Source organism: Sphaerisporangium rufum (genome assembly GCF_016863395.1).
Lineage (GTDB): Bacteria > Actinomycetota > Actinomycetes > Streptosporangiales > Streptosporangiaceae > Sphaerisporangium > Sphaerisporangium rufum.
Genome location: NZ_BOOU01000053.1, coordinates 182,803 through 206,521, shown reverse-complemented (window position 1 = coordinate 206,521; position 23,719 = coordinate 182,803). Strand labels below are relative to the sequence as shown.

At 74.4% G+C, this 23,719-nt stretch carries 21 protein-coding genes; 12 read left to right on the top strand and 9 right to left on the bottom strand.

Going from position 1 to position 23,719, the window contains the following annotated elements; all coding sequences use genetic code 11:
* Window positions 1-107 precede the first annotated feature (107 nt).
* Together Sru01_RS19695 and Sru01_RS19690 are read right to left on the bottom strand one after the other, a co-directional pair.
* On the bottom strand, window positions 108-770 hold the full coding sequence (locus tag Sru01_RS19695) for a response regulator (RefSeq protein ID WP_203988560.1): 663 nt from the start codon (window positions 768-770) through the stop codon (window positions 108-110).
* Complete coding sequence (locus Sru01_RS19690) at window positions 767-1,891, bottom strand: sensor histidine kinase (protein ID WP_203988559.1); 1,125 nt, start codon at window positions 1,889-1,891, stop codon at window positions 767-769. The genes Sru01_RS19695 and Sru01_RS19690 overlap by 4 nt, the downstream gene beginning before the upstream one ends.
* 266 nt (window positions 1,892-2,157) lie before the next feature.
* Here Sru01_RS19690 and Sru01_RS19685 point away from each other — a divergent pair, with 266 nt between their 5' ends.
* Complete coding sequence (locus Sru01_RS19685; RefSeq protein ID WP_203988558.1) at window positions 2,158-3,252, top strand: winged helix DNA-binding domain-containing protein; 1,095 nt, start codon at window positions 2,158-2,160, stop codon at window positions 3,250-3,252.
* A gap of 215 nt (window positions 3,253-3,467) precedes the next feature.
* Here Sru01_RS19685 and Sru01_RS19680 read toward each other — a convergent pair whose 3' ends face one another.
* Window positions 3,468-4,193 carry a DinB family protein gene (locus Sru01_RS19680; protein ID WP_203988557.1) on the bottom strand — a complete coding sequence of 242 codons (726 nt, stop codon included), beginning with the start codon at window positions 4,191-4,193 and terminating at the stop codon, window positions 3,468-3,470.
* Between the two features lie 376 nt (window positions 4,194-4,569).
* Between Sru01_RS19680 and Sru01_RS19675 the strand changes: the two genes are divergently transcribed.
* Both Sru01_RS19675 and Sru01_RS19670 read left to right on the top strand, forming a co-directional pair.
* Window positions 4,570-5,748, top strand: a complete 1,179-nt coding sequence (locus tag Sru01_RS19675) for an MFS transporter (RefSeq protein WP_203988556.1) — start codon at window positions 4,570-4,572, stop codon at window positions 5,746-5,748.
* An 86-nt stretch (window positions 5,749-5,834) separates the two neighbouring features.
* Entirely contained in the window at window positions 5,835-6,566 is a 732-nt protein-coding gene (locus Sru01_RS19670) for a VIT1/CCC1 transporter family protein (RefSeq protein ID WP_239137569.1), read from the top strand.
* Here Sru01_RS19670 and Sru01_RS19665 read toward each other — a convergent pair.
* Entirely contained in the window at window positions 6,523-7,656 is a 1,134-nt protein-coding gene (locus tag Sru01_RS19665; protein WP_203988555.1) for a hypothetical protein, read from the bottom strand. The genes Sru01_RS19670 and Sru01_RS19665 overlap by 44 nt on opposite strands.
* Before the next feature lie 154 nt (window positions 7,657-7,810).
* Here Sru01_RS19665 and Sru01_RS19660 point away from each other — a divergent pair, with 154 nt between their 5' ends.
* The gene (locus Sru01_RS19660; RefSeq protein WP_203988553.1) at window positions 7,811-7,993 is read left to right on the top strand and encodes a hypothetical protein; all 183 of its coding nucleotides are present in this window, start codon (window positions 7,811-7,813) and stop codon (window positions 7,991-7,993) included.
* Between the two features lie 11 nt (window positions 7,994-8,004).
* Here Sru01_RS19660 and Sru01_RS19655 read toward each other — a convergent pair whose 3' ends face one another.
* From Sru01_RS19655 to Sru01_RS19645, 3 genes are all read right to left on the bottom strand, one after another.
* Window positions 8,005-8,871: an alpha/beta fold hydrolase gene (locus tag Sru01_RS19655; RefSeq protein WP_239137568.1), complete on the bottom strand. Its 867-nt coding sequence runs from the start codon at window positions 8,869-8,871 to the stop codon at window positions 8,005-8,007.
* 109 nt (window positions 8,872-8,980) lie between these two features.
* Entirely contained in the window at window positions 8,981-9,454 is a 474-nt protein-coding gene (locus Sru01_RS19650; RefSeq protein ID WP_203988551.1) for a cupin domain-containing protein, read from the bottom strand.
* 24 nt (window positions 9,455-9,478) lie between these two features.
* Entirely contained in the window at window positions 9,479-10,510 is a 1,032-nt protein-coding gene (locus Sru01_RS19645; RefSeq protein WP_203988549.1) for an alpha/beta fold hydrolase, read from the bottom strand.
* 269 nt (window positions 10,511-10,779) lie between these two features.
* Between Sru01_RS19645 and Sru01_RS19640 the strand changes: the two genes are divergently transcribed.
* The 5 genes from Sru01_RS19640 to Sru01_RS19620 all read left to right on the top strand — a co-directional run bounded on the left by Sru01_RS19640 (window position 10,780) and on the right by Sru01_RS19620 (window position 18,397).
* Window positions 10,780-13,011: an ATP-binding protein gene (locus tag Sru01_RS19640; RefSeq protein WP_203988547.1), complete on the top strand. Its 2,232-nt coding sequence runs from the start codon at window positions 10,780-10,782 to the stop codon at window positions 13,009-13,011.
* A 163-nt stretch (window positions 13,012-13,174) separates the two neighbouring features.
* Window positions 13,175-13,693: an alpha/beta fold hydrolase gene (locus Sru01_RS19635; RefSeq protein WP_203988545.1), complete on the top strand. Its 519-nt coding sequence runs from the start codon at window positions 13,175-13,177 to the stop codon at window positions 13,691-13,693.
* Between the two features lie 67 nt (window positions 13,694-13,760).
* On the top strand, window positions 13,761-16,589 hold the full coding sequence (locus Sru01_RS19630; protein WP_203988537.1) for an ATP-binding protein: 2,829 nt from the start codon (window positions 13,761-13,763) through the stop codon (window positions 16,587-16,589).
* A gap of 148 nt (window positions 16,590-16,737) precedes the next feature.
* Window positions 16,738-17,538, top strand: coding sequence for an alpha/beta hydrolase (locus Sru01_RS19625; RefSeq protein WP_203988535.1), 801 nt, complete (start codon window positions 16,738-16,740; stop codon window positions 17,536-17,538).
* A gap of 73 nt (window positions 17,539-17,611) precedes the next feature.
* The gene (locus Sru01_RS19620) at window positions 17,612-18,397 is read left to right on the top strand and encodes an SDR family NAD(P)-dependent oxidoreductase (protein WP_203988533.1); all 786 of its coding nucleotides are present in this window, start codon (window positions 17,612-17,614) and stop codon (window positions 18,395-18,397) included.
* Between the two features lie 82 nt (window positions 18,398-18,479).
* On the opposite strand, the gene Sru01_RS19615 is transcribed toward Sru01_RS19620, so the two are convergent.
* The gene (locus tag Sru01_RS19615; protein ID WP_203988531.1) at window positions 18,480-19,307 is read right to left on the bottom strand and encodes an alpha/beta fold hydrolase; all 828 of its coding nucleotides are present in this window, start codon (window positions 19,305-19,307) and stop codon (window positions 18,480-18,482) included.
* 101 nt (window positions 19,308-19,408) lie between these two features.
* On the opposite strand from Sru01_RS19615, the gene Sru01_RS19610 reads away from it, so the two are divergent.
* The 3 genes from Sru01_RS19610 to Sru01_RS19600 all read left to right on the top strand — a co-directional run bounded on the left by Sru01_RS19610 (window position 19,409) and on the right by Sru01_RS19600 (window position 22,425).
* Window positions 19,409-20,752: an aminotransferase-like domain-containing protein gene (locus Sru01_RS19610; protein WP_203988529.1), complete on the top strand. Its 1,344-nt coding sequence runs from the start codon at window positions 19,409-19,411 to the stop codon at window positions 20,750-20,752.
* A 123-nt stretch (window positions 20,753-20,875) separates the two neighbouring features.
* Window positions 20,876-21,283 (top strand): YciI family protein, encoded by a 408-nt coding sequence (locus Sru01_RS19605; protein WP_203988527.1) that lies wholly within the window; start codon window positions 20,876-20,878, stop codon window positions 21,281-21,283.
* Entirely contained in the window at window positions 21,280-22,425 is a 1,146-nt protein-coding gene (locus Sru01_RS19600; RefSeq protein WP_203988525.1) for an RNA polymerase sigma factor, read from the top strand. Before Sru01_RS19605 ends, Sru01_RS19600 begins: the two co-directional genes overlap by 4 nt.
* Window positions 22,426-22,554: 129 nt before the next feature.
* Here the strand turns inward: Sru01_RS19600 and Sru01_RS19595 are convergent, their stop codons facing one another.
* Window positions 22,555-23,706: an alpha/beta hydrolase family protein gene (locus Sru01_RS19595; RefSeq protein ID WP_203988523.1), complete on the bottom strand. Its 1,152-nt coding sequence runs from the start codon at window positions 23,704-23,706 to the stop codon at window positions 22,555-22,557.
* Window positions 23,707-23,719: the final 13 nt, after the last annotated feature.

Here is a 23,719-nt window from a genome sequence, read left to right as displayed (position 1 = left end):
TCCACATCCAACATGCCGCCACCTTGTCAGCGGCGATATGGGCCGTCAAGGCGACCGGAGCCACCGGCGAGGCGGTGCCGCCCGGCCCCGGCGCGGCCCGGCCCGGATCAGCCGTCGCCCGGGGTGACCAGGCCGGACTCGTAGGCGAACACCACCAGTTGCGCGCGATCGCGGGCCTGCAGCTTGGTCATGGCCCGGTTGACGTGGGTCTTGGCGGTCAGCGGGCTGATCGCCATCTGCTGGGCGATCTCCTCGTTGGACAGGCCCCGCGCGACCAGCGCGACGGCCTCGCGTTCGCGGTCGGTGAGCCCGGCCGGGCCGCCGCCGGCGGCCGGGCGGCGCGGCCGGGCGACGTACTGGTCGATCAGCCGCCGGGTGATCGACGGGGCGAGCAGGGCGTCCCCGCGGGCGGCCACCCGCACGGCGTGCACGAAGTCCTCCGGCAGCACGTCCTTGACCAAAAACCCGGCGGCACCGGCGCGCAACGCGTCGAAGACGTACTCGTCCAGGCCGTAGTTGGTCAGGATGACCACGTGCACCCCGGCCAGCGCGGGGTCGGCGGCGATGCGCCGGGTGGCCTCGATGCCGTCGACGACGGGCATCTGGATGTCGATGAGGGCGATGTCGGGCAGGTGCTCCCTGGCCAGGGCGACGCCCGCCATCCCGTCGCCGGCCTCGGCGACCACCTCGATGTCGTCCTCCAGATCGAGCAGGGCGCGAAACCCGCTGCGCAGCAACGGCTGGTCGTCGACCAGCAGGACCCGGATCACGACGTACGCTCCAGCGGGATCTCCGCCTGGACGGTGAAGCCGCCCTCGCCGCGCGGTTCGGCGCGCAGCCGGCCGCCGAGCGCGGTGACCCGCTCGCGCATCCCGAGCAGCCCGACCCCGGGCACCGGCGCGGTGCCCGGGGTGGCGGTGCCGTCGTCGTCCACCCTGATGACCAGGGCGCCGGGACGGTGGTCGATGCGGACCGAGGCGGTGGTGGCGGCGGCATGCCGGGCGATGTTGGTCAGCGACTCCTGGACGATGCGGTACGCGGTCCGGTCCACCGCCGCCGGCAGCTCGCCCCGGTGCCCGCCGACGGTCAGCGTCGCCGCGAGCCCCGCCGTCCGGGCCCGGCGCACCAGCTCCGGGACATGGTCGAGCCCGCGTGGCGGGCCACCGGTGTCGTCCCGCAGCACCTCCAGGGTCGCCCGCAGCTCCCGGGCCGCCTCGCGTCCGGCCTCCCGGATCGCCAGCAGGGCCTCGGGCACCGGCTCGCCCCGCCGGCGGGCGACATGCACGGCCACCTCGGCCTGCACCTTGATGATCGAGATCTGGTGGGTGAGCGAGTCGTGCAGCTCCCGCGCGATGTGCAGCCGTTCCTCGTCGGCGCGGCGCCGCGCGGTCTCCTCCCTGGTCCGCTCGGCCTCGTCGGCCCGGCGCTCGGCCTGCCGCAGCGCCTCGCCCGCGGCGCCGGCCGCGATCAGCCAGGCCACCTCCAGGGCGCCCCGGGCCTGCGCCAGCGCCGCGGCGGTGTCGTGCGATCCGGAGATCAGGGCGGCGAACGGGAGGGCGAGCAGCATGGCCACGCTCGCCGCGATGGTGACGGCGCGGTGCCCGGCCCGGACGGCGGTGTACACCGCGACCAGGTAGGCGACGGCGGGCACGTCGAACCCGGCCGCCTGGTAGCCGAGCGCGCACGCGCCGGTGACGGCCAGGACGGCGATGGGGGCCCGGCGGCGCGCGGCCAGCGCCAGGCCGCCGGACACCAGCAGCGCGCAGCCGAGAACGGCGCCCGCCGCCCGGCCCTGCCCGGACAGTCCGGTGACCAGCAGTGTCGCCGCCACGCAGCCGGCGATCACCCAGTCGGTGAGACCGGCCCGCAGGCCGGTTCGCCCGGTGCTCATGGCCGCACCCTAGCCGGATGTCCACGACCGGCGCCCCCGGCGCTCGGATGATCGGCCGGCTACCGCGCCCGCGGTACCTTCGCCGGTCCTGCGGCGGTCGCGGCAGCCGGCTGCCGCGGCGGCGGCAGCGCCCATCCTGTCGGACCTCTCCGCCAGGATGGCGGACGAGCCGTTCAGGAGGCACCCCTCCTGGTCAGGCCGGCGGCCCGCACGGGTCCGTCCGGCGGGCGGCGTGTTCGTCACCGCGAGGCACCAAGGAGCAGATCATGACCGTCCTGGACGGCCGCGCCCTCAACCGCGCCACCCTGGCCCGCCAGCATCTGCTCGCACGCACCGGCACATCGGTGCCCGAGGTGGTGGCCCATCTGTGCGGCCTGCAGGCGCAGGAGCCCCAGGAACCGTTCATCGGGCTGTGGTCCCGCCTGGCCGGCTTCGAGCCGGGCCGGCTGGACGAGGCGCTGACCGGCCGTGCGGTGGTGCGCACCCATCTGATGCGCCGCACCGTCCATCTGGTCGCCTCCGGCGACGTGCTCGCCTGGCGGGCCCGCCACGACACCATGCTGCGCGGGCGGGTGCTGGCCACCTACCGGCGTGAGCTGGCCGGCGTCGAGGTGGAGGAGGTGGCCGCCGCCGGCCGCGCGGTCATGGCCGACCGGCGGCCCCGCACCATGCGCGAGCTCGTCGAAGCCCTCGAAGACCGCTGGCCCGGCACGCCACGCCGCGTCCTGGGCGAGCTGCTGGTCTCGGCTCTGATTCCCATGGCCCAGCTCCCGCCGCGCGGCCTGTGGCGCCGGCGGGCCGGCGTACGCAACCTGCCGCTGGCCGCCTGGCTGGGCAGGGACGTCGACCCGCTGCCCGCCGGCGAGGACGATCCCGTCGGGCAGCGGTTGCTGCGCCGCTACCTCGCCGCCTACGGGCCCGCCGCCACCGCGGACCTGCGCGCCTGGTGCGGCCTGGCCGGACTTCCCGCCGCCGTCAAGGCCCTCCGGGAAGAACTCGCCGTCTTCCGCGACGAACGCGGCCGCGAGCTGCTCGACCTGCCCGACGCCCCCCGCCCTCATCCCGACACCCCGGCCCCCGTCCGGTTCCTGCCGGCCTTCGACAACGCCATCCTCGGCTACCATGACCGCAGCCGCATCATCGACGCCGCCCACCTGAGCCTGTCGGTCGCGGGCCACCGCGCGGTCCTGGTCGACGGGCGCGTCAGCGCCACCTGGGCGGTACGTGACCACCTGCTGCGCATCGACCCCCTGCGTCCCCTCACCGCCAAGGAACGGCAGGCCGTGCGCGCCGAAGCCGAGGACCTGGCCGCCTTCCTGGACGACGACATCAAGCACGTCCGACTCGGCACCGAAACCTGACGGCCGCGCCCCGGGTCCCCGCCTACCGCCGGCCCCGCGGGTATGGCCGGCGGCGGCGCGGATCCGGCCCGTCCGCGGGTGTCACCGGAGTACGGCAGAAACGGGCCGCGGGCTTTGATCAGCCGTTAAGATCTTGGCTTCCGCCACCGTCACCTGGTCCGACAACACCTTCACGGGCAACAAGCCAATCCCACCCACGACTGGCCCTAGCGGCCCTACTCAGCGTCCTGTGCCTCGATCAGGTCGAGGTCGCGGACGCAGAAGCGGTGGTGCTCAAAGGTCTCGTTGAGCACCGTGCCCAGGCACCGGCGCACCGAGCGGCCCCGCGCGTACGGCGGCCAGACGTCGTCGTCGGGCACCGGCGCTCGCGCCGCGAGTCGCTCAGCGGTGACCTCGTCGAGCCAGGCCTCGAGCTCGGCGGCCTGTGCGTCACGCACGCTCATGATCTCGTCGAGGGCCGGATCGAGCGAGAGGTCAAGCCCGTGCGCCTCGCGGTAGGGCTCCACGGTCGGCCCGATGCCCATCGGTGTGAACAGCTCCGTGGAGCCCAGGCAGCAGCGGCGGAACCACGAGTCGTGGACGAAGACCAAGTGGCGCATCGTCTGCACCGCCGACCACTCGTCGTTGACGCTGCGGCGCTCGATGCCGGGCGTGCGGCGGATCCGCTCGATCGTGGCGGCCCAGGCGGCACGGAGCTGACGCGATGCCTCGCGCAGATCGGCGGGGTCCTCGGAGCGGATCAGCACCCGCACCGGATGACGCCGGTCGAGCTCTGCCTCGACGTACTCGGTGACCTCGACGCCGTTCACCACGAGGTTGGTGATGAGCCCGTCGATCACGGCATCCTGCATGGCGACGCCGATCAGCCGTGCCCCGGTCAGGTCACACTCGCGGAACTCCGCACCGTGCAGATCCTCTTCGACGTACCGCTTCATGTTCATGCTCCGGACGATAGGCCCGAGCACCGACAAGCCTCTGTCAGCATTCGCAGGTCACGGCGTGGAGGGGGCGGTGAGGGGGTCAGCGGGCTTGGCGACGAGGTCGACGGGCGTTTCCACGGCGAAGCCTTCGCGGGTCCAGTATTCGATATTCGATGCCCCCGATCATTTCCTTCACGCCTCACTTGCTTGCGCTGATCTGCAGAGTTACTCGTCGCGGCCCGTTTCTGCCGTATTCCGGTGGCACCCCGTCCGGATCCGCGTGCCCGAATCGACCTCCATGTGTGACCGTGCACGCTGCGCGGGCCCGAGCCGTTGGCGGGCGCCCGATCCGCCCCGGGCGCCGGCGATGTCGGGGCTCGTTGGTATCTTCGCGGAGATGGACGCGCGTACCGTGCGGCGGGCCCGGGTGGCCGTCGCGGCCACCTTCGCCCTGCACGGGGCCGTCACCGGGAGCTTCGCCACCCGCGTGCCCTGGATCCAGGAACACGTCGGCGCGGGCCCCGGCGAGCTGGGGCTGGCGCTGCTCGCGCCGGCGGTCGGCTCCATCATCGCGATGCCGATGACCGGTCGGGTGTCCCACCGGCTGGGCGCCCGGCGGACGGCCCGGCTGCTGCTGGCGCTGTGGTGCTGCGCGGTCGCGCTGCCGCCGCTGGCGCCGAACATTCCGCTGCTGTTCGCGGTGCTGCTGGTGAACGGCGTGCTGGGCGGCATGTGCGACGTGGCGATGAACGCTCAAGGGGTGGTGGTCGAGCGGCACACCGGCCGGTCGATCATGTCCGGGCTGCACGGCATGTGGAGCGTCGGCGGGCTGGCGGGCGGGGCCGCCGGCGTGGTGGCCGCGCACGTCGGGCTGGACGCCCGGGTGCACCTGGCCGTGGTCGCGGCGGTCCTGCTGGCCGGCGCCCTGGCGGCCGGTCCCCGGCTGCTCGAGGTCCCCGCCGACCGCGACGGTGTCGCCCCGCCGCGGTTCGCGCTGCCGTCCCGGCGGGTGCTGGTCCTCGGGCTGATCGGGTTCTGCGCGGTCTTCGGGGAGGCCGCGGCGCAGGACTGGTGCGCCGTCTACCTCAAGCAGGTGACCGGGTCCTCGGCCGGGACGGCCGCCGGCGCCTACACCGCCTTCGCGCTCACCATGGCCGCGGGCCGGCTGTGCGGGGACGCGGTGGTCCGCCGGATCGGCCCGGTGGCGGCTGTGCGGATCAGCGCCCTGCTGGGCGCCGCGGGCGGGGTGCTGGTCGTCCTGGCCCGCACCCCGACGCCGGCCGTCGCCGGGTTCATGCTGATCGGCCTGGGCGTCGCGGTCGTCGTCCCGCTGGTGTTCACCGCGGCCGGCAACGCCGGCCCTACTCCGAGCGAGGGCGTGGCGGGGGTCGCCACCATCAGCTACACCTCGGGCTTTTTGGCCCCGAGCGCCATCGGCGGCATCGCCGCGCTCACCGGCCTGCCGGCCTCCTTCGCGCTGGTGACGGTGCTGCTGGCCGCCATGCTGCCCGGCGCCCGGCTGCTCGGCCGGCACGCCGCCACCCCCTCCGTCGCGCCCCGCACCCCGGCGCGCTGACCGGGCCGAAATCGGGGCCGCGGCGGGAGCACCGGCCGGCGGTCTTTATATTTGGAACGCATCGGGCCCCCGCCGGAAGGACCGTGATGAGCGCCGAGATGGACTCCGCTGCCGCTCAGCATGTCGCCGAGCTGCACCGCCACCACCGGGACGTGACCGGCGGGTGGCTGCGGCCGGCGGTGTTCGGCGTGATGGACGGCCTGGTCTCCAACGCATCGCTCATCGCCGGTGTGGTGGGCAGCGGCGCGAGCGGCGGGACGGTGGCCGTCGCCGGGCTGGCCGGGCTGGCCGCAGGCGCGTTCTCCATGGCGACCGGCGAGTACACCTCGGTGCGCTCGCAGACCGAGATGACCCTGGCGGAGATCGACGTCGAGCGCCGCGAGATCGCCCGCAACCCCGAGGCCGAGCAGCGCGAGCTGGCGATGGTCTACCAGGCGCGCGGCCTGACCCCCGAGCTCGCCGCCGAGGTGGCCCGGCAGCTGCACCGGCACGACGAGATCGCCTGGCGGGTGCACGCCCGCGAGGAGCTCGGCGTCGACCCCGACGACCTGCCCTCGCCGTGGGTGGCGGCCGGTTCCTCGTTCGTGGCCTTCGCGCTGGGCGCGCTGCTGCCGGTGCTGCCGTTCCTGTTCGGCCTGGGCTCGGTGACCGCCGCCGTGGCGCTCACCGCGGCCGGCCTGTTCGTCACCGGCGCCCTGGTGGCCCGGCTGACCGGCCGCTCCCTGCTGTTCGGCGGCGCCCGCCAGCTGCTGCTCGGCGCGGCCGCCGCCGCGGTCACCTACGGAATCGGCCACCTGGTCGGCACCGCCATCGGCTGACGCCGCCGGCCCGCCAGCGGATGGACATGGTGGCGGCGGCCAGCACGGCCGCCAGCGGGAGCACCGCCACCAGGTAGGCGGTGCGCAGGTCCAGGGCGGCGCCGAGCGCGCCGAGCGCGGCCGGCGCGGCCAGGATCGCGGTGCCGGAGGCCAGCGTGCCGTAGGCGGCCGACCGCGCCGGCGGGAGCCCAGGGGTCTGGACCAGCCGGGCCAGGGTGACCGGGTACAGGGGGGCGACGCCGAGCCCGGCCACCACGAGGCCTGCGATGACCGGTGGCGGGGTGGTGGTCACCGCGACGGCGACGGTGCCGGCGACCACCACGGCGCAGCCGAGCGGCACCACCGGGACGCCGCGGCCGATCAGCCGGGGCGCCCCCAGCCGGCCGGCCGCCATCCCGGCCAGGAAAGCGGCGGCGGCCGCCGCGGCGGCGCCGGCGGCCAGACCGGCGTCCAGCAGCCGGGCGGTCGCCCAGATCGTGAAGCAGAACTCGATGGACACCGCGACCACGATGGCGGTCCACCTGCCGGCCACCCGCCACGCCCGGGGACGGGCGGCGCCGTCGTCGCGCGGTGCCGGGGTGCCGCCGCGGGCACCCGCCGCCAGTAGTAGCAGCGGGGGGACGGTCGCCAGCAGCGCGAGCCGTCCCGACACGCCGGCGGCCGCCAGCCCGCCGATGGCGACCGGGCCCAACAGCGCGCTGACGCTGGCGGCGCCGTTGGCGCGGGCCAGCCCGGCCGCGGCGTCCGCGCCGCGCAGCAGCGCCGGGGTGACCAGCACCAGCCCGGCGGCGCCCAGGCCGAGCAGCAGCGCACCGGCCGCCGCGACGGCCGCGGTCGCGCCGGTGGCGAGCACGGCGGCCCCCGCCGCGGTGACCAGGGCGGCGGCCCGCAGGGCCGGTTGGGGGCCGGCCCGCAGCGCCACCGTCCCGGCCAGACCGACGACCAGCAGACCGGCTCCGAACGACGACGACAGCCACAGAAGTTCCTCGGGGGCGGTGCCGAGATCGCGGGCCAGCAGCACCAGGCAGGCGCCCAGGCTGTTGACGGTGAAGCCCAGCGCCGCCTGCGCCAGCACCACCTGCCGGGCCACCCGCGCCCCCGCCCTCGCCGTGACGCCGGCCGCAACAGTCTCCCCTCGACGCCGCACCATGATTCCCCCCGATTAATAAACTCGCCAGGCGAGCATAAGGGAGAGGGCGATACCCGGGACAGGCCGCCTGTTCGAGGGGGCGGGGAAGTGCGCCATGGGGATCGTCTCCATTCTGAAGGTGCCTCCGGCAGGCGAACAGTGGACGGGCCGAGCGGACGAGGGCCGCGCGGTGGCCGGTCCGGCGGGCCGCATGATCCGCCGGATCCGCGAAGGAGGGCCGGCCGGATGGGAAGCGCGGCAGGCGCGGGTCGCGCCCGCCGCGGTCCAGACCGCTTGAGAGCGGGTGGATCAGCCGGTGGTGCGGGCCGCCGCCATGATGACGGCGGCGGTCATGTCCGGCCGGGAAATCATGATCACGTGCGAGGCGTCTCGGGCTTCGCTGGTGTGCGCGCCGGCCCGCTCGGCCATGAACCGCTGGGCCGCCGGCGGGATGGCCTGGTCGGCGCCCGCGACCAGGTACCAGGAGGCGATGGTCTTCCAGGCGGGCGGTCCGCTCGGAGAGCCGAGGGCGGCCAGGGCGGCCGGGCGCTGCGTGGCGGCCATCGGCACGGTGTCGCGGCCGGGCAGATCGGCGGCGAAGGCGGCACGGAACGCGGCGGGGTCGATGTAGGTGTCGGTGCCGGTGCCGCCGCCGGGCAGCGGATACGGGCGGGTGATCAGGCTGGTGGGCAGCCGGCTGCCGGGGAACCTGCCGGTCAGGTCGAGCGCCGACTCGGTCTCCTCGGGCGCGAACGCGGCGATGAAGACCAGCGCCTTGACGTTGGGGTGGCCGGTGGCGGCGTTGGAGATGACCGCTCCGCCGTAGGAGTGGCCGACCAGGACGACCGGTCCGTCGATCGTGGACAGGACGCTGGACAGGTAGGCCGAATCCCCGGCCAGATCGCGCAGGGGGTTGGCGGGAGCGATCACCGGGTAGCCGGCCCCCTGCAACCGGGTGACGACCTTGGTCCAGCTCGAGGCGTCGGCGAACGCGCCGTGGACCAGCACCACGGTGGGTTTGACCGGGTGCCGGCCCGCCGGGGTGGCGGCGGCCGGCGAGGCGAGGGCAGTGATGAGCAGGGCCAGGAGGGCCACGAAGGCCAGCGTCATGGTCGACAGGATGCGGATTCCCGGCCGGGAGGACCAGGAGGCCGGTGGGGACGGGTGCGCGGACATGGCGGATCTCCTTGGTGGGGTGAGGTGGTTCGGCGGTGGCGGGAGGCCCGAGTGCTCGTCCGCCGCCGGCAGGGCGGATCACGCGATGGCGTGGTGGCCGGCGGTGCGTCTAGGCCGCGGGGGGAGGACCCGTCACGCGCAGGCGGTGCGCCTGGGCAGAGGCGATGACGGCTTCGATGTCGAAGGGGGCCGGTGCGTCGTTCACGTCGACGATGGGTGAGCCGTTGGCGGCGAACCATGTCTCGATGCCGGCGGGGCCGAAGGCCACGACCAGGCGGGCGTTCGGGGAGCGGACCAGATAGCTGTGCGGGACACCTCGCGGGCCGTGCGCGACGGCGCCGGCGTGCAGGTCGTGGCGGTCGTCCCCGATGAAGAAGGTGACCTCGCCATCGAGCACGATCCAGATCTCGTCCTCCGCCTCATGCACGTGCAAAGGCGGCGCGTGCCCCTTGGAGTCGGTGAACTCCATCACGCTCAGGCTGCCGCCGGTCGCCGTGCTCGGCACCAGGATCCGGGCCTGGCCGCCGAGGAACCAGAAGGGGGCTCGCCGGTCGCCGGCGGGAGATGAACGCTCCTTGTTCATGTGGGTACTCCTGGTCGAGGTGGGTCAGTTCTTCTGAAGGAAGCGCAGGAGGGTGCGGGTGAGCTGTTCGGGGTGCTCCTCGAAGATCCAGTGGCCGGAGTCCTCGATGACGATTCCGGTGACGTTCGTCGCGTAGGTGCGGACCTGGGTGGGGACGAAGTCGCCGAGGCTGCCGCGGGCGCCGATGGCGAGCACGGGCATGGTGAGCTTCTTCTTGCCGTACACACCGTTGTCGGTGACGTCCTTGGGAAAGGCGCGGAACCATTCGAAACTCGCCCGTAGATGGGCGTCGTCCCGCAGGTAACGGGCGTACTCGCGGATCTGCCGGCCCTGAACGCCGTTCTTGACCTCCAGGGAGTCGGTGAAGCGCTCCACCCACCGCCGCTCCCGGCCGGTCACCATGGCCTCGGGCAGGCCGTTGGTGAGGCTGAAATAGCCGAAGTTCCAGAAGCCCGGCCCGCCGGCGGTGAGGGAAGGGAAGGTGTAGAGCGTCTTGTCGGGGATGGGGGCCTCGCTGAGCACCAGCTTGGCGACGTCGCCGGGGTGGGCGGCGGCGTAGGCGTAGGCCACCATCGTGCCGATGTCGTGCCCCACGAGCCTGATGTGCCGCCGGAGGCCGAGCGTGGTCAGCAACCCGTGCAGGTCGGCGGCAAGGGTCTTCTTGTCGTAGCCGCCGGCGGGCGCGTCGCTCTTGCCCGCTCCGCGAAGATCCGGCGCGATGACCGTGTAGTGCTTGGCGAGGTCGGGCAGGATCTCGCGCCAGGTGTACCAGGTCTGCGGGTATCCGTGCAGCAGGACCAGTGTCGGCCCGCGTCCGCCGCGCACGTAGTTGATCGCGACGTCGCCGACCTGAACCTTCTTCTCCTGGAAACCCGCCGGAACGCGCGTCTCGTCGCCGATCTTCGATGGTGTCGTGCCGGCGACGGCCGTGACCGGCGCGGGCGTGGTCCGGGCGGCGGCGGCCGGGGCCAGGGTGGCGAGCATGCCGATCACCGCGATAGGGACCAGGACACGGCCGGGTATCTTCGGGTCGGTGGTGGGCTGGATCCTTCTCATAAGGCGTTCCCCTTTCGATTCGCCGAACGTTCCGGCGTCGCCGCCCAAGGAGCGTTCGGCGTTCATGGGGCAAACCGTAGAAACCGCCTGGTTCGCCGCGCGAGCGTCACCTGACTGCGGCACCGAGCGCCATATGACTGCGGTTTGACGGTCGCGGATCGACGGGATGATCCACACCACTTTCACCGGTCTTCCCGTAAGCTTTGAACGGTCTTCATCCGCCCGCGGAGAAGGAGCACTCGATCACCGGCCGGTCCAGCCTCGCGGAGGTGCTCCGTCGCCACCGGCACGCGGCGCGGCTGACGCTGGAGCAGCTCGCGATGGCCTCAGGGGTCAGCGACCGGACGCTGTCGGACATGGAACGGGGGCGCAGCAAGGGCCCTCAGCATCGGACCGTCACCGCGCTGGCCGACGCCCTCGGCCTGGTGGACGCCGACCGCCGGCAGCTCGTCGAGCTGGCTCGCGAGGGTCGCCTGCGGGACCGGTGGGCACGGCCGACCGGGCTGTGCGAGCTGCCACGCTCGGTCGACGACTTCACCGGCCGGGCCGCGGAGCTGGCCTGGACCGGTGAGCTGTCGCGCACCGGCGACGCGCCGGGCACCGCGAACGTGGCGCTCATCACCGGCCCCGCCGGGCTCGGCAAGACCACGCTGGCCGTCCGCGCCGCCCACACCCTGCGACCGGACTTCCCCGGCGGGGTGTTCTTCCTCGACCTGTTCGGCATGTCCGCGCGGCCACTTCCCGTCGAGGAGGCCCTGGTCACGCTGCTGCGCGCTCTCGGCATTCCCGACCGGCAGATTCCTGGCGACGTCGCCGGGCGGGCATCGTTGTACCGATCCCGGCTGCGTGACCGGCGCGTGTTGATCGTGCTGGACAACGCCGCCGCCGAGGAGCAGGTCCGGCCGCTGCTGCCGGGTGGCGGCGCGGGCCGGATCCTGGTCACCAGCCGCCGCCTGCTGGCCGGCCTGGAAGGGGTGCGCCGGCTCGGCCTCGGGCCCCTGCCGTCGCCTGAGGCCGTCGAACTGCTGACCGGGATCCTCGCCGACCGCGGCACCCCGGACGAAGGGGCCGCGGTCCGGCAGCTCGCGCGGCTGTGCGGTGGCCTGCCGCTCGCGCTGCGGATCACCGGAAACCGCCTGGTCAGCCGGCCCGGCTGGCACGCCGCCGATCTCGCCGTCCGGTTGACCGACGAGGAGCGCCGCCTCGATCAGCTCAGCGCCGGCGATCTGAAGATCGCCACTGCGTTCGGCCTGTCCTACGCCCAACTGGCGATCTCTACGCGGCGGGTCTTCCGCCGGCTCGCCGTGGTGCCGGGCCGCGGCTTCGACGCCGCGCTGGCCGCCGTGGCGGGCGGCACGCCGATCCAGGGGGCATGGGATGCCCTCGACGAACTCGTCGACCTCGGCCTGCTCCAGGACGGCACCTCGGGACGGTACCGCTTCCACGACCTGGTCCGGCTGTTCGCCCGCGACCGGCTCCGGGAGGAGGAACCCGCCGCCGAGCGTGACGCGGTCGCCGCGACGGTGACTTCGTGGCTGCTGCGGATGGCCACCACCGCCGGGCGGTGGTTCGATCCCCGATACGGCCGTCCCGACCGGCCGGCCCCCGACCTCGCCCAGCTGTCCTCCGCCGAGCAGGCCGATGACTGGTTACGCGTGAACGTCGACAACTGGCTCGGCGCGCTCCGCCATGCGGGGGCCATCGGGAGGTTCACCGCCGTCCTGGACTGTGCCGAGTCGATGGACTGGTTCTCCGATCAGTGGATGCACGCGCCGCACTGGCACGAGGTGTTCACCTTGGGAGCCGAGGCCGCGGCCGCGCTCGGCGATCCTGCCCGGCAGGCGGCGCAGCTCAACATGCTGGCCTGGGTCCATCTGGTGCCGCGAGACGACCTGGAGACCACCCTGCGCTACACCGCCCAGGCGATCGACCTGGCGACTCGCAGTGGCGCCACGGCGCAGATCGCCCTGGCCCACCACCACGCGGGCGGCGCGCTCCGGCGGCTCGGGCGGCTGGACGAGGCCATCGCGGCCCAGACCACGGCGGCGCGGATCCACCTCGCCAACGGCGACATGGATCGATACTGCCACTCTCTCGGCGGCCTCGGCACCTGCCTGCGCGATGCCGGAGATCACACCAGGGCACTGGAGCAGTACCTTGAACTGCTGGCCCTGCTGGACGACGACCGCTCGGGGATAACACCCAGCGTCGCGGCGTTCAACCGCCCGATCGCGCTCGCCCGCATCGGCGAATGCCTGGGGTCGCTCGGCCGGCGGGCCGAGGCGATCGCCAGGCTGACCGAGGCGACCGACCTCATGGAGCACGCCCGGCTGCCCGTCCCGCAGGCCCGATCCCTGGAGACGCTGGCGGCCCTGCTGGCCGCCGAGGGCCGGACCGGGGAGAGCCGGCGCGCCTACGCGCGGGCGGCCGAGGTGTACGAATCCATCGACGATGGCGAGGCGGGCAGCCGCTGCCGCGCCCTGGCGGACACCGCACCCTGACCGTTCGGACGTCACCGCGACCGTCTGCGGGGTTGCGCGCCGCAGGCGGTAACCGCCTCAGTTCTGCGTCCTGTTCTGCGTGGCCGGACCACCCGCGGACGGGTTTGATGGTGAATGCGCCCCGGACCTGCACCGGGCCTGTCCCCCCAGCCCGGGAGCGGTCATGACCACCATCAGGAACATCGTGCTGGTACCGGAGGGTCTGGCGGACGGCTCAGCCTGGCGGGGCGTTCACGACGAGCTGACCAGGGACGGATTCCGCGTGCACATCGTGCTGAACCCCGCGCTGTCGCCGCAGGATGACGTCGCGGTGACCCGCCGGGTCCTGGACGGTCTCGACGGCCCGGCCGTCCTGGCCGGCCACGGTCACGGCGGGCTGGTCATCAGCGCGGCCGGTGCTCATCCCAGCGTCGCGTCGCTGGTGTACGTCGCCGCGTTCCTGGCCGGCCTCCCGGCCCGGTGCGGCGTGGACGCCCTGGACGGGCCGCTCACCGCACCGGTCCGGCGGCACAAGCCCGTCTGGTATCTCGTCGCGACCGAGGATCTAATCATTCCACCGCCGGTCCAGCACATGATGGCCCAGCACGCCGGAGCGAAGGTCGTCGAGGTCATCGGCGACCACGCCGTCCATGTCTCCCAGCCCGCCGCGGTCGCACACCTCCTGCGTGAGGCCGCCGCCTGAGCCGTCCGCCCTCCTGCGGGCCGGACGGCCGCGGAACCGAGCACATCAGCGAAAGGACGCACTTCATATGACCAGCGTTCTCGACGAAGGCATGGTGCTCGTCTTCGCTGGACGGGACCCGGAGTGCAGGCGGTGTCGGCCTGCCGCGCCCGCGGTGGACCAGCCGGTCAGAGCGCTGTTCGGGCGAGAGTCCGAACAGCGGCGTCTCGGTGATTTCGTGGACGGCGCCGGCCGCGGCGGCGGGGCGATGCTGGTGCGCGGCGAGGCGGGGATCGGGAAGTCGGCCCTGCTGCAGGATACGGCGATGACCGCGACCGCCCGGGGCATGCGGATCCTGCGGACCGCCGGGGTGGAATCGGAGACGCACATGCCCTTCGCCGGTCTGCACCAGCTGTTGCTCCCGCTTCGCGGCGAGATCAGGGACTTGCCCGTCCCGCAACGAGAGGCGCTGGGCGCGGCGTTCGGGCTGGCCGATTCCCGGGTGCCGGACCCGTTCCTCATCGCTCTGGCGGCGCTGAACCTCCTGGGTGAGGCCGCCGCCCGCTCGCCCGTCCTGCTCCTGGTCGAGGACGCGCACTGGCTGGACCGCGCCAGCGCCGATGTGCTCGCGTTCGTGGCGCGGCGGCTGGACGCCGAGCCGATCGTGCTGCTGGCCGCGCTGCGCGACGGTTTCTACAGTCCCCTGGACCGGGCCGGGCTGCCGGAGTTGGTCCTGGAGCGGCTGGACGACACCGCCGCGACCGCCCTGCTGGACTCCTGCAGCCCCACCCTGACGCCGGTGATGCGCACCCGGTTGCTGCGGGAGGCGGCCGGACACCCGCTGGCCCTGGTCGAGTTGCCGATCGCCGTGGACACGCGGGAGGGGGAAGCACCGCTGCGGCCGGGGTGGCTCGCGCTGACCACCCGGCTGGAGCAGGCCTTCACCGCCCGCATGTCGGGACTGCCGCCGGCCGCCCGGACGATGCTGCTGGTGGCCGCGCTCAATGACAGCTCCGCCCTTTCGGAGATCCTCGACGCCACCGCGCAGCTCACCGGCGTGCCGGTGACGGCGGACGATCTGGCGCCCGCCGTCGCGGTACGGCTGGTCGACGTGCACGAAGCCGGTGTGTCGTTCCGGCACCCGCTCATGCGCTCGGCGATCTACCAGGAGGCGGGCATCTCCCGGCGGCACGCGGTGCACGCCGCCCTGGCCGACGTCCTCACCGCCCGGCCGGACCGCCGTCTCTGGCATCGCGCGGCGTCCGCCGTCCGGCCGGACGAGAGCATCGCCGCCGAACTCGCGGCCACGGCCAGGAACGTACGACGCCGGGGCGACCTGCTGTCGGCCGTCGCGGCACTGGAGCACGCGGCCAGGCTCAGCGAGGATGCCGCCCACCGCCGCGAACGGCTGGTGCGAGCCGCCGAGTACGCGGCCGAGATCGGACGGCGTGACATCGTCGCGCGGTTGCTCGGCGAGTGCGAGCGGCTGCAGCCGTCGGCCCGGCAGCGGGCCCGCATCGTGTGGATCAGGGAGAACTTCGAGGACGGCATCGGCGACGACAGCGCGGCCGCCCACTCGCTGGCCGACCTCGCCGAGACCATGGCGGCCCAAGGAGACGTGGAACTGGCGCTGAAACTCCTGTCCAGTGCGTCCTTGCGCTGTTTCTGGGCGCATACCGACGAGCGGTCGCGGCGACGCGTCGTCGGCGTGGCCGAGAGCCTGCCCGTCGACGAACTGGACGGGCGGTTGCTGACGGTGCTGGCGTTCGCGGCTCCCCTTGAACGCGGCGAGGTGGTCGTCGAGCGGTTACGCCGGCTGGCCGCCCGGCCGGCCGGCGACCGGCCGGCGACCCGGCTGCTCGGCAGTTCGGCGTTGATGGTGGGCGCGTTCGATCTGTCGGAGGAGTTCTGCGCCGCGTCGCTGCCGGCCCTGCGGGCGCAGGGCCGGCTCAGCCTGCTGGCCAGGGACCTCGGCGCGCAGGCGTGGAGTGCGGCCCGGCTGGCCGACCTGAGCGTGGCCATCCCCGCCGCCGAGGAGGCCGCGCGGCTGGCACAGGAGACGTCCCAGCCGCTGATGCACGCCATCGCCCAGGCCTCTGGCGCGGTGCTCGCCGCGCTCCGCGGCGAGCTGGATCGGGTGGAGGGCCTCGCCGTCGCGGCCGAGCAGGTGGCCCTGCCCCTCGGCGCGCGGCCCGTACTGGCCACGGTGCAGCACGCGCGTGGACTCGCCGCGCTGGGCGAGGGACGCCACGCCGACGCCTTCGGCCATCTGCGGCGGATGCACGACCCCGCCGATCCGGCATTCCACCAGGCGCTGCGCTGCTTCTCCGTCGCCGAACTCGCCGACGCCGCGGTGCACAGCGGCCAAGGTCGTGCGGTGGCCGGCATCATCGAGGAGCTGGAGGCGGTGGCGCTCATCACGCCGTCCCCGTCATTGCACGCCGACCTGCGGTACGCCCGGGCGGTCCTGGCAGACGAGGCGGCGGCCGAGCCGTTCTTCGAGGCCGCGCTCCGGGCCGACCTGAGTCGATGGCCCTTCGTGCGGGCCCGGGTGCAGCTGGCCTACGGTGAATGGCTGCGGCGCCGGCGGCGTACGGCCGAGTCGCGGGCACCGCTGCGCACCGCTCGCGAGACGTTCGACGCCCTAGGGGTGATCCCCTGGAGCGAGCGGGCGCGCCGGGAGCTGCGGGCCTCCGGCGAGAGCAGCGGCAGCCGGAGCAGCGCGGCACGCGACGTGCTGACCGCACAAGAACTGCAGATCGCCCAGATGGCGGCCGACGGCCTGACCAACCGGGAGATCGGCGAGAAGCTCTACCTGTCCCATCGGACCGTCGGCTCCCACCTCTACCGGATCTTCCCGAAGCTCGGGATCACCTCGCGATCGGCGTTACGCGCCGCCTTGGCCGTGAGGTCCTGATCGCACCGTCCCAGCCGGGTGACGCTCGGCGACGCAGTCATGTGACGCACGCGAGGCGATCGAGAGGCCTCCTATCGTGAGGCCACGACCGCAGGGAGCTCCAAGCACATCCATCCGGCGTGACAGCCCTATTCCTGAGGAGCGATCGATGAGCGCACCGGCCATTCCCGTCATCTTCCTGCACGGCCTGTGGCTGCACGCCACCTCCTGGTCCTCCTGGGTCGAGCTGTTCACGACGGCCGGGTACGACGCGACGGCCCCCGGCTGGCCGGGCGACGGCGAGACCGTCGAGCTGTCCAGGAAGGCCCCCGAGAGCATCGCCGACCATGGCATCGACGACGTGGTCGCCCACCACGCGAAGATCATCGACGCGCTGCCCGTCAAGCCGATCCTGATCGGCCACTCCTTCGGCGGCATGATCGCCGAGAAGTTGCTCGGGCAGGACCTGGCCCGGGCCGCGATCGCGATCGACGCCGCCCAGATCAAGGGGGTGCTGCCGCTGCCGCTGTCGGCGCTGCGCTCGACCTTGCCGGTGTTCAAGAACCCGGCCAACAAGCACCGGGCCGTCTCCCTCACCCTCGAGCAGTTCACCTATGCCTTCGGCAACGCCATCCCGGCGCAGGAGGCCGCCGAGCTTTACGAACGGTGGACCATCCCCGCGCCGGGCCGGCCGCTGTTCGAGGCCGCCGCCGCCAACTTCTCCCCCCACTCGCCCGCCAAGGTCAACACCGGAAACAACGACCGGGGGCCGCTGTTGCTGATCGCCGGCGGCCGGGACCACACCGTCCCCGAGACCGTCACCAAGGCGACCCTCAAGCAGTACCGTGACTCCGCGGCGATCACCGACTTCCAGGAGTTCCCCGATCGGGGGCACTCTCTCACCATCGACCACGGCTGGCGCGAGGTCGCCGACACCTGCCTGGCCTGGCTCGCTCGCAACGGCCTGTAGACGAACCACCGGCGGTCCGCGGCACCGATCGGCCGCACGGCCGGCGCCGCGGACCGCCCCCGAAAGGACTGTCATGGACCTGGAACTGCAGGGCAAGATCGCGGTGGTGACCGGTGCGGGCAAGGGGATCGGACTGGCCATCGCCCGGGCCCTGGTGCGGGAGGGGGCCCACGTCGTCGCCGGCTCGCGCCGGACCACCCCGGAGCTCGCCGAACTGGCCCGGCGCGGCGGCCTGTCGGCGATCGAGGTCGACCTGGCAACCGCGGCGGGACCGGCCCGCCTGGTCGCCGCCGCGCTCGCTCACGGACGCCTGGACATCCTGGTCAACAACGTCGGCGCGGTCACTCCGCGCCTGACCGGGTTCCTGGACGTCACCGACGACCAGTGGCTCGACTGCCTGACGCTCAACCTGATGGCGGCGGTGCGGACCACCCGTGCCGCACTGCCGGCGATGCTCGCGGCCGGGCACGGCAACATCGTCACGATCAGTTCGATCAACGCCTTCCTGCCCGACCCGGCAGTGATCGACTACAGTGCCGCCAAGGCCGCGCTGGCCGGCTTCTGCAAGGCCCTGTCCAAGGAGGTCGGCGCCCGGGGCGTCCGGGTCAACACCATCAGCCCCGGACCGGTCACCACGGACCTGTGGCTCGGTGACGACGGGGTCGCCGCGACCGTCGCCCGCGCCGGCGGCGGCGATCCGGCGACCGTGGCCGAACAGGCCGCCGCCGAGGCCGAGACCGGCAGGTTCACCCATCCGGACGAGATCGCCGACCTGGTGCTGCTGCTGTCCAGCGACCGGGCGGGCAACGTCACCGGCGCCGACTTCGTCATCGACGGCGGATTCACCAAGACCCGGTGAACCTTCCGGGCGCCGCCCGGCCGGCCGCGGCCGCCCGCACCGCGGGCGCCCTCGGCCTGGAGGGTGGGCCGGACGGGGGCGGTCAGCGGCGGGCCGGGGCCGGGTGGCCGCTGCGCGCCAGCAGGCCGCGCAGGGCGCGGTCGAACTCCTCGGGGCGCTCGAGGTTGGGCAGGTGCCCGGCGCCGTCCACCACCACCAGGTCGGCGTCGGGGATGGTCCGCGCCATGAACTCCGCGTCGGCGACCGGCGTGTAGGCGTCCTCGCGGCCGACCACGACGGTGGCCGGCACGGTGAGGCCGGCGAGCGTGGCGGTGTGGTCGTCGCGCTCGGCGCGGCCGCGCAGCGCCGCCGCGGCGCCGGCGGGCGGTGCCGCGCGCATCATGGCGAGGACGTGCCGGGCCACCTGCGGCCGTCCGGTCACGGTGGCCGGAGCCACCATCATGCCGAGCACCTCCTCGGCGTAGGGGCCCATGCCCTCGGCGAGCAGCCGCTCGGCCATCACGTACCGGGCCTCGCGGCCCTCTGGCGTCTCGGCCGGCGCGGAGGTGTCGGCGAGCAGCAGTCCGCGCATCCGGCCGGGATGGCGCCGGCAGAACTCCATGGCGATCTGCCCGCCCATGGACAGCCCGCCCACCACCACCCCCGCCACTCCCAGATGGTCCAGCAGGGCGGCCAGGTCGGCGGCGAACACCGGGAACGGCGTGGTGCCGGGCACCACGGTGCTCTGCCCGTAGCCGCGCAGGTCCGGCACGATCACCCGGTACCCCGAGGCGGCGAACTCCGCCACCTGCGGCGCCCACATCGAGCGGTCGAACGGGTGGCCGTGCACCAGCAGCAGCGCCGGGCCCGTCCCCTCGTCCTCGTAGGTCACCGTGATCCCGTTGATCCCCGCCTGCTTGGTCACGTCCATGCCCTTTCGTCGCCCCTGGTGGCTGTGCCGATCGTAGGCAGGCTCGACAGGTGAGTGCAATAATGACTTTGCACTCGGTGCAATCGACGGATTGAGGTGTGATGGACGACTACCGGCTGATCGCCGACGCGCTCGCCGCCGACATCGCCGCCGGGCGGCTGCGCCCCGGCGACCGGCTGCCGCCGCAACGCGCGTTCGCCCGGCGGCGCGGCATCGCCGCCTCCACCGCGGCCCGGGTCTACCGCGAGCTGGCCAGGCGCGGCCTGGTCACCGGGGAGGTCGGCCGCGGCACCTACGTCCGCGCCGGCGCGCCGCCCGCCGGCGCGGCGCTGGTGGAGCCCACCGGCCGCGCCCGGGTGGACCTGGAGCTCAACTACCCTGCCCTGGACGGCCTGGCCGGGCCGCTGGCCGAACAGCTGGCCGCGCTGCTGCGGCCCGACGTGCTGGCCGGGGCGCTGCGCCCGGCCGGCCCGGCCGGCACGTCCGAGGCCCGCGCCGCGGTGGCCGGCCTGCAGGCGCGCGGTGCCTTCGCCCCGGACCCGGCGCGCGTGCTGTTCGCCGGCAACGGCCGGCAGATGATCGCCGGGGCGATCGCCGCGCTGGTCCCGGCGGGCGGCCGCCTCGGCGTGGAGGCGCTCACGTATCCGATGGTCAAGGCGATCGCCGCCCGGCTCGGGGTGGCGGCGGTGCCGCTGGCCGGTGACGAGGCCGGCCTGCTGCCCGGCGCGCTGGCCGCCGCGCACCGCGCCGCCCCGCTGTCGGCGGTGTACCTGCAGCCCACGCTGCACAACCCCCTGTCGGTCACCATGCCCGAGGGCCGGCGCGCCGAGCTGGCCGCCGTGCTGCGCGAGCTGGCGCTGCCCGCGGTGGAGGACCGGGTCTGGGCGTTCCTGCACCAGGGCGCCGAACCGCCGCTGGCCGCGCTGGCGCCCGAGCTGACCATCCTGGTCGACAGCCTGTCCAAGAGGTTCGGCCCCGGGCTGACCGCCGGATTCGCCGTGGTGCCGCCCGCGATGGCGGCGCCCGTCGCCGCGGCGGTGCGCGCGGGCGGCTGGACGGCTCCGGGATTCGCGCTGGCGGCGGCCACCCGGTGGATCACCGCCGGCCTGGCCGCCGCCGCGGAAGAGGCGCGCCGCACCGACGCGGCGGCACGGCAGCGGGTGGCCGCCGACCGGCTGGCCGGCTTCACCACCCGCGCCCATCCAGGCGGCTACTACACCTGGTGGGAGCTGCCCGGCCGGTGGCGGGCGGAGACCTTCGTCGCCGCCGCCGCCCAGCACGGCGTCGCGGTCACCCCGGCCGCCGCGTTCGCCGCCGGAACGGCCGCCGCGCCGCCCGCCGTCCGGCTGGCCCTGGCCTCCCCGCCGCCGGCCGAGCTGGCGGCCGCGCTGGACCTGCTCGCCGCGCTGGCCCGCGCCGCCCCCGAGGACGTCGCCGACGGCTGACCGGCGCCCGCGGCCGGGCGGTCGTGCCGGGAACCTCCGGTGGGGATGTCGAGAAACCGCGAGTGGTTCCGTCCCCGAGACGGACACCGCCACAATGGGCGTGCCGCACGCGAGGAGAAGACGATGGCCAAGTACCTGCTGCTCAAGCACTACCGGGGCGGGCCGGCGCCGGTCAACGAGGTGCCGATGGAGCAGTGGACGCCGCAGGAGGTCTCGGCTCACATGCGTTTCATGCGGGACTGGGCCGCCCGGTTGGAGGGCACCGGCGAGTTCGTCGACGGGCAGGCGCTCTCGCCGGAGGGGACGTTCGTCCGCCATGACGGCGCGGGACGGCCGCCGGTCACCGACGGCCCGTTCGCCGAGACCAAGGACCTGATCGCCGGCTGGATGGTGATCGATGTCGAGACCTACGAGCGGGCGCTGGAGGTGGCCGGCGAGCTGTCGGCGGCGCCGGGGGCCGGCGGGAGGCCGATCCAGGAGTGGCTGGAGGTGCGGCCCTTCCTGGCCGATCCGCCCACGGTGACCGAGTGAACGGTTCCCTGCTGCGGGACCTGGTCCCGGTGGTGATCGGTGTTCTCGTCCGTCGCGGAGCCGACTTCGCGGCGGCCGAGGACGCCGTCCAGGACGCCCTGGTCGAGGCGGTACGCACCTGGCCGGCCGGCCCACCGCACGACCCCAAGGGCTGGCTGATCACCGTGGCCTGGCGCAAGTTCCTGGACGCCGCCCGCGCCGAGACCTCGCGGCGCAACCGCGAGATACGCGCGGACGGCGAGCCGGTGCCGGGCCCGGGCCGGGCGGGCGACGACACGCTGCGGCTGTACTTCCTGTGCGCGCACCCGTCCCTGACCCCGGCGTCGGCCGTCGCGCTCACGCTGCGGGCGGTCGGCGGCCTGACCACCCGGCAGATCGCGCAGGCCTACCTGGTGCCGGAGGCGACCATGGCCCAGCGGATCAGCCGGGCCAAGCGCGCCGTCGCCGGCGTCCGGTTCGACCGGCCCGGTGACCTCGCCACGGTGCTGCGCGTCCTCTACCTGGTCTTCAACGAAGGCTACTCCGGCGACGTCGACCTGGCCGCCGAGGCGATCCGGCTCACCCGCCAGCTGGCCGCGATGACCGGCGACGAGGAGGTCGCGGGCCTGCTCGCGCTCATGCTGCTGCACCACGCGCGGCGCGCGGCACGCACCACCACGGACGGCAGGCTCGTGCCGCTCGCCGAGCAGGACCGCGGCCGGTGGGACACCCGCCTCATCGCCGAGGGCGTCGACGTCCTGCAGGCGGCCCTGGCCCGCGATTGGCTGGGCGAGTACCAGGCCCAGGCCGCCATCGCCGCGCTGCACGCCGACGCGCGGACGGCCGCCGAGACCGACTGGGTGCAGATCGTCGAGTGGTACGACGAGTTGGTACGCCTCACCGGCAGCCCGGTGGCCCGCCTCAACCGGGCCGTCGCGGTCGGCGAGGCCGACGGCGCGCGGGCCGGCTTGGCCGCGCTGGCCGGTCTCGACCCCGCGCTGCCCCGGCACACCGCCGTCGCCGCCTACCTGCACGAACGCGACGGCGACCCGGTGACCGCGGCCCGCCTGTACGCCGAAGCCGCCGCCAAGGCGCCGAGCCTGGCCGAACGTGAGCATCTCACCCGGCAGGCCGCCCGGCTCAACGCGCGGCCGCGCGCTTGAGCGCGGTCCACCGGACCCGCGGCGCCACCGCACGGCGGACCTCGCGGCGGACCTCGCGGCGGACCTCGCGGCGGACGCGGCGTGGTGGAACCGCCTGCGGCAGCGACGCCGGCGTGCACGCCCACGTCCTCAGGACCCGTGGCAGGCGTCCGGGCAGAACGCCACCTCGGCGTAGCGCGGTGACGGCCCGTCCAGCAGCGGTTGCGGCCGCGACCTCAGGTGCCGGTCGAGGAAGGCCGCCACGTAGGTACGGGTGATCTCGGCGGCGCGCGCCGCTGGGAGCGTGCCGGGGGCGGGGGTGAGGCCGAGCGCGCCGGCCAGCAGCGGGGCGTCGGTGAACGAGCCGTGCTCGGCGCCCGACACCACCAGCCACCGCTTCCACCCGGTCAGCAGCCTCCAGTCCCGGTCCCAGGAGTTGTCGGCGCCGCCCGGGGTGTGCCGCGGGTTGCCGACGAACATGAACGGCCGCGGCAGCCCGCCGCCCGAGATCCGGGCGTAGGTGGTGCCGTCCAGGTCGACACCGGCCCGCACCCGGGGGTCCTTCACCATGGCCGCCAGCGCGGCGGCCCCGCCGATCGACTGGCCCACCATGGCGATCCTTTCGCGGTCGATCCGCCCGGCGCCCCGCCACGCCGCGGGCAGCCGGTCCAGCACGAAGGAGACGTCGGCCGCCCGCCCCTGCACCAGCCCGGTGCCGAAGCCCGGGTCGGAGTCGACGTCGCAGGCCAGGCACTCGGCGATCCGCCCGCCGGGCAGGGTGGTGGCGTGGTTCTCGTAAGGGTGGTCGATTCCGGCCACCACGTACCCCCGGGCGGCCAGGTCCTCGGCCAGGGAGGTCAGCGTGCTCACCGGCTTGGTGAAGCCGGGCGAGAGCACCACCAGCGGGAGCCGCCGCCCGGCGGGGACGGCGCCGGCGACGGCGTTGGTCCACGTCCGGTGCAGCATGTCGGCCGGCACGCCGGCGGCTCGCAGGCCTTTCAGAGTCAGCTCCGACTCCCTGGGCGACATGTACGGCGCCCGCGGCCCGTCCCGCCGCGCGGCCGGATACCACAAGGTGACCTTCAGCTCCCGGGCCTCGGCGTCGGGGTTCCATGGGTCCCGGCGGGAGGTGTCCTTCAGGTAGACCACCGTGGTGCCGACCGGCCGTCCACCGGCGGGCGCGGGCAGGGTGGCGGGGACCGGCGCCGGCGGGACGGCGGCCGCCCGGGGCGGCGCGGGCGCGGCGCAGCCGGACGCCGCCAGGGCGGCCAGTCCGGCGGCGAGCGCGAGGATCTTTCTCATCGCGGGGTCCGTT

What these genes read in the sequence shown, in the direction of transcription:
- Sru01_RS19690 (WP_203988559.1), bottom strand. Translation starts at nt 1,891, where the DNA reads ATGAGCACCGGGCGAACCGGCCTGCGGGCCGGTCTCACCGACTGGGTG.
- Sru01_RS19685 (WP_203988558.1), top strand. Translation starts at nt 2,158, where the DNA reads ATGACCGTCCTGGACGGCCGCGCCCTCAACCGCGCCACCCTGGCCCGC.
- Sru01_RS19680 (WP_203988557.1), bottom strand. Translation starts at nt 4,193, where the DNA reads ATGAACATGAAGCGGTACGTCGAAGAGGATCTGCACGGTGCGGAGTTC.
- Sru01_RS19675 (WP_203988556.1), top strand. Translation starts at nt 4,570, where the DNA reads ATGGACGCGCGTACCGTGCGGCGGGCCCGGGTGGCCGTCGCGGCCACC.
- Sru01_RS19670 (WP_239137569.1), top strand. Translation starts at nt 5,835, where the DNA reads ATGAGCGCCGAGATGGACTCCGCTGCCGCTCAGCATGTCGCCGAGCTG.
- Sru01_RS19660 (WP_203988553.1), top strand. Translation starts at nt 7,811, where the DNA reads ATGGGGATCGTCTCCATTCTGAAGGTGCCTCCGGCAGGCGAACAGTGG.
- Sru01_RS19655 (WP_239137568.1), bottom strand. Translation starts at nt 8,871, where the DNA reads ATGTCCGCGCACCCGTCCCCACCGGCCTCCTGGTCCTCCCGGCCGGGA.
- Sru01_RS19650 (WP_203988551.1), bottom strand. Translation starts at nt 9,454, where the DNA reads ATGAACAAGGAGCGTTCATCTCCCGCCGGCGACCGGCGAGCCCCCTTC.
- Sru01_RS19645 (WP_203988549.1), bottom strand. Translation starts at nt 10,510, where the DNA reads ATGAGAAGGATCCAGCCCACCACCGACCCGAAGATACCCGGCCGTGTC.
- Sru01_RS19635 (WP_203988545.1), top strand. Translation starts at nt 13,175, where the DNA reads ATGACCACCATCAGGAACATCGTGCTGGTACCGGAGGGTCTGGCGGAC.
- Sru01_RS19630 (WP_203988537.1), top strand. Translation starts at nt 13,761, where the DNA reads ATGACCAGCGTTCTCGACGAAGGCATGGTGCTCGTCTTCGCTGGACGG.
- Sru01_RS19625 (WP_203988535.1), top strand. Translation starts at nt 16,738, where the DNA reads ATGAGCGCACCGGCCATTCCCGTCATCTTCCTGCACGGCCTGTGGCTG.
- Sru01_RS19620 (WP_203988533.1), top strand. Translation starts at nt 17,612, where the DNA reads ATGGACCTGGAACTGCAGGGCAAGATCGCGGTGGTGACCGGTGCGGGC.
- Sru01_RS19615 (WP_203988531.1), bottom strand. Translation starts at nt 19,307, where the DNA reads ATGGACGTGACCAAGCAGGCGGGGATCAACGGGATCACGGTGACCTAC.
- Sru01_RS19610 (WP_203988529.1), top strand. Translation starts at nt 19,409, where the DNA reads ATGGACGACTACCGGCTGATCGCCGACGCGCTCGCCGCCGACATCGCC.
- Sru01_RS19605 (WP_203988527.1), top strand. Translation starts at nt 20,876, where the DNA reads ATGGCCAAGTACCTGCTGCTCAAGCACTACCGGGGCGGGCCGGCGCCG.
- Sru01_RS19595 (WP_203988523.1), bottom strand. Translation starts at nt 23,706, where the DNA reads ATGAGAAAGATCCTCGCGCTCGCCGCCGGACTGGCCGCCCTGGCGGCG.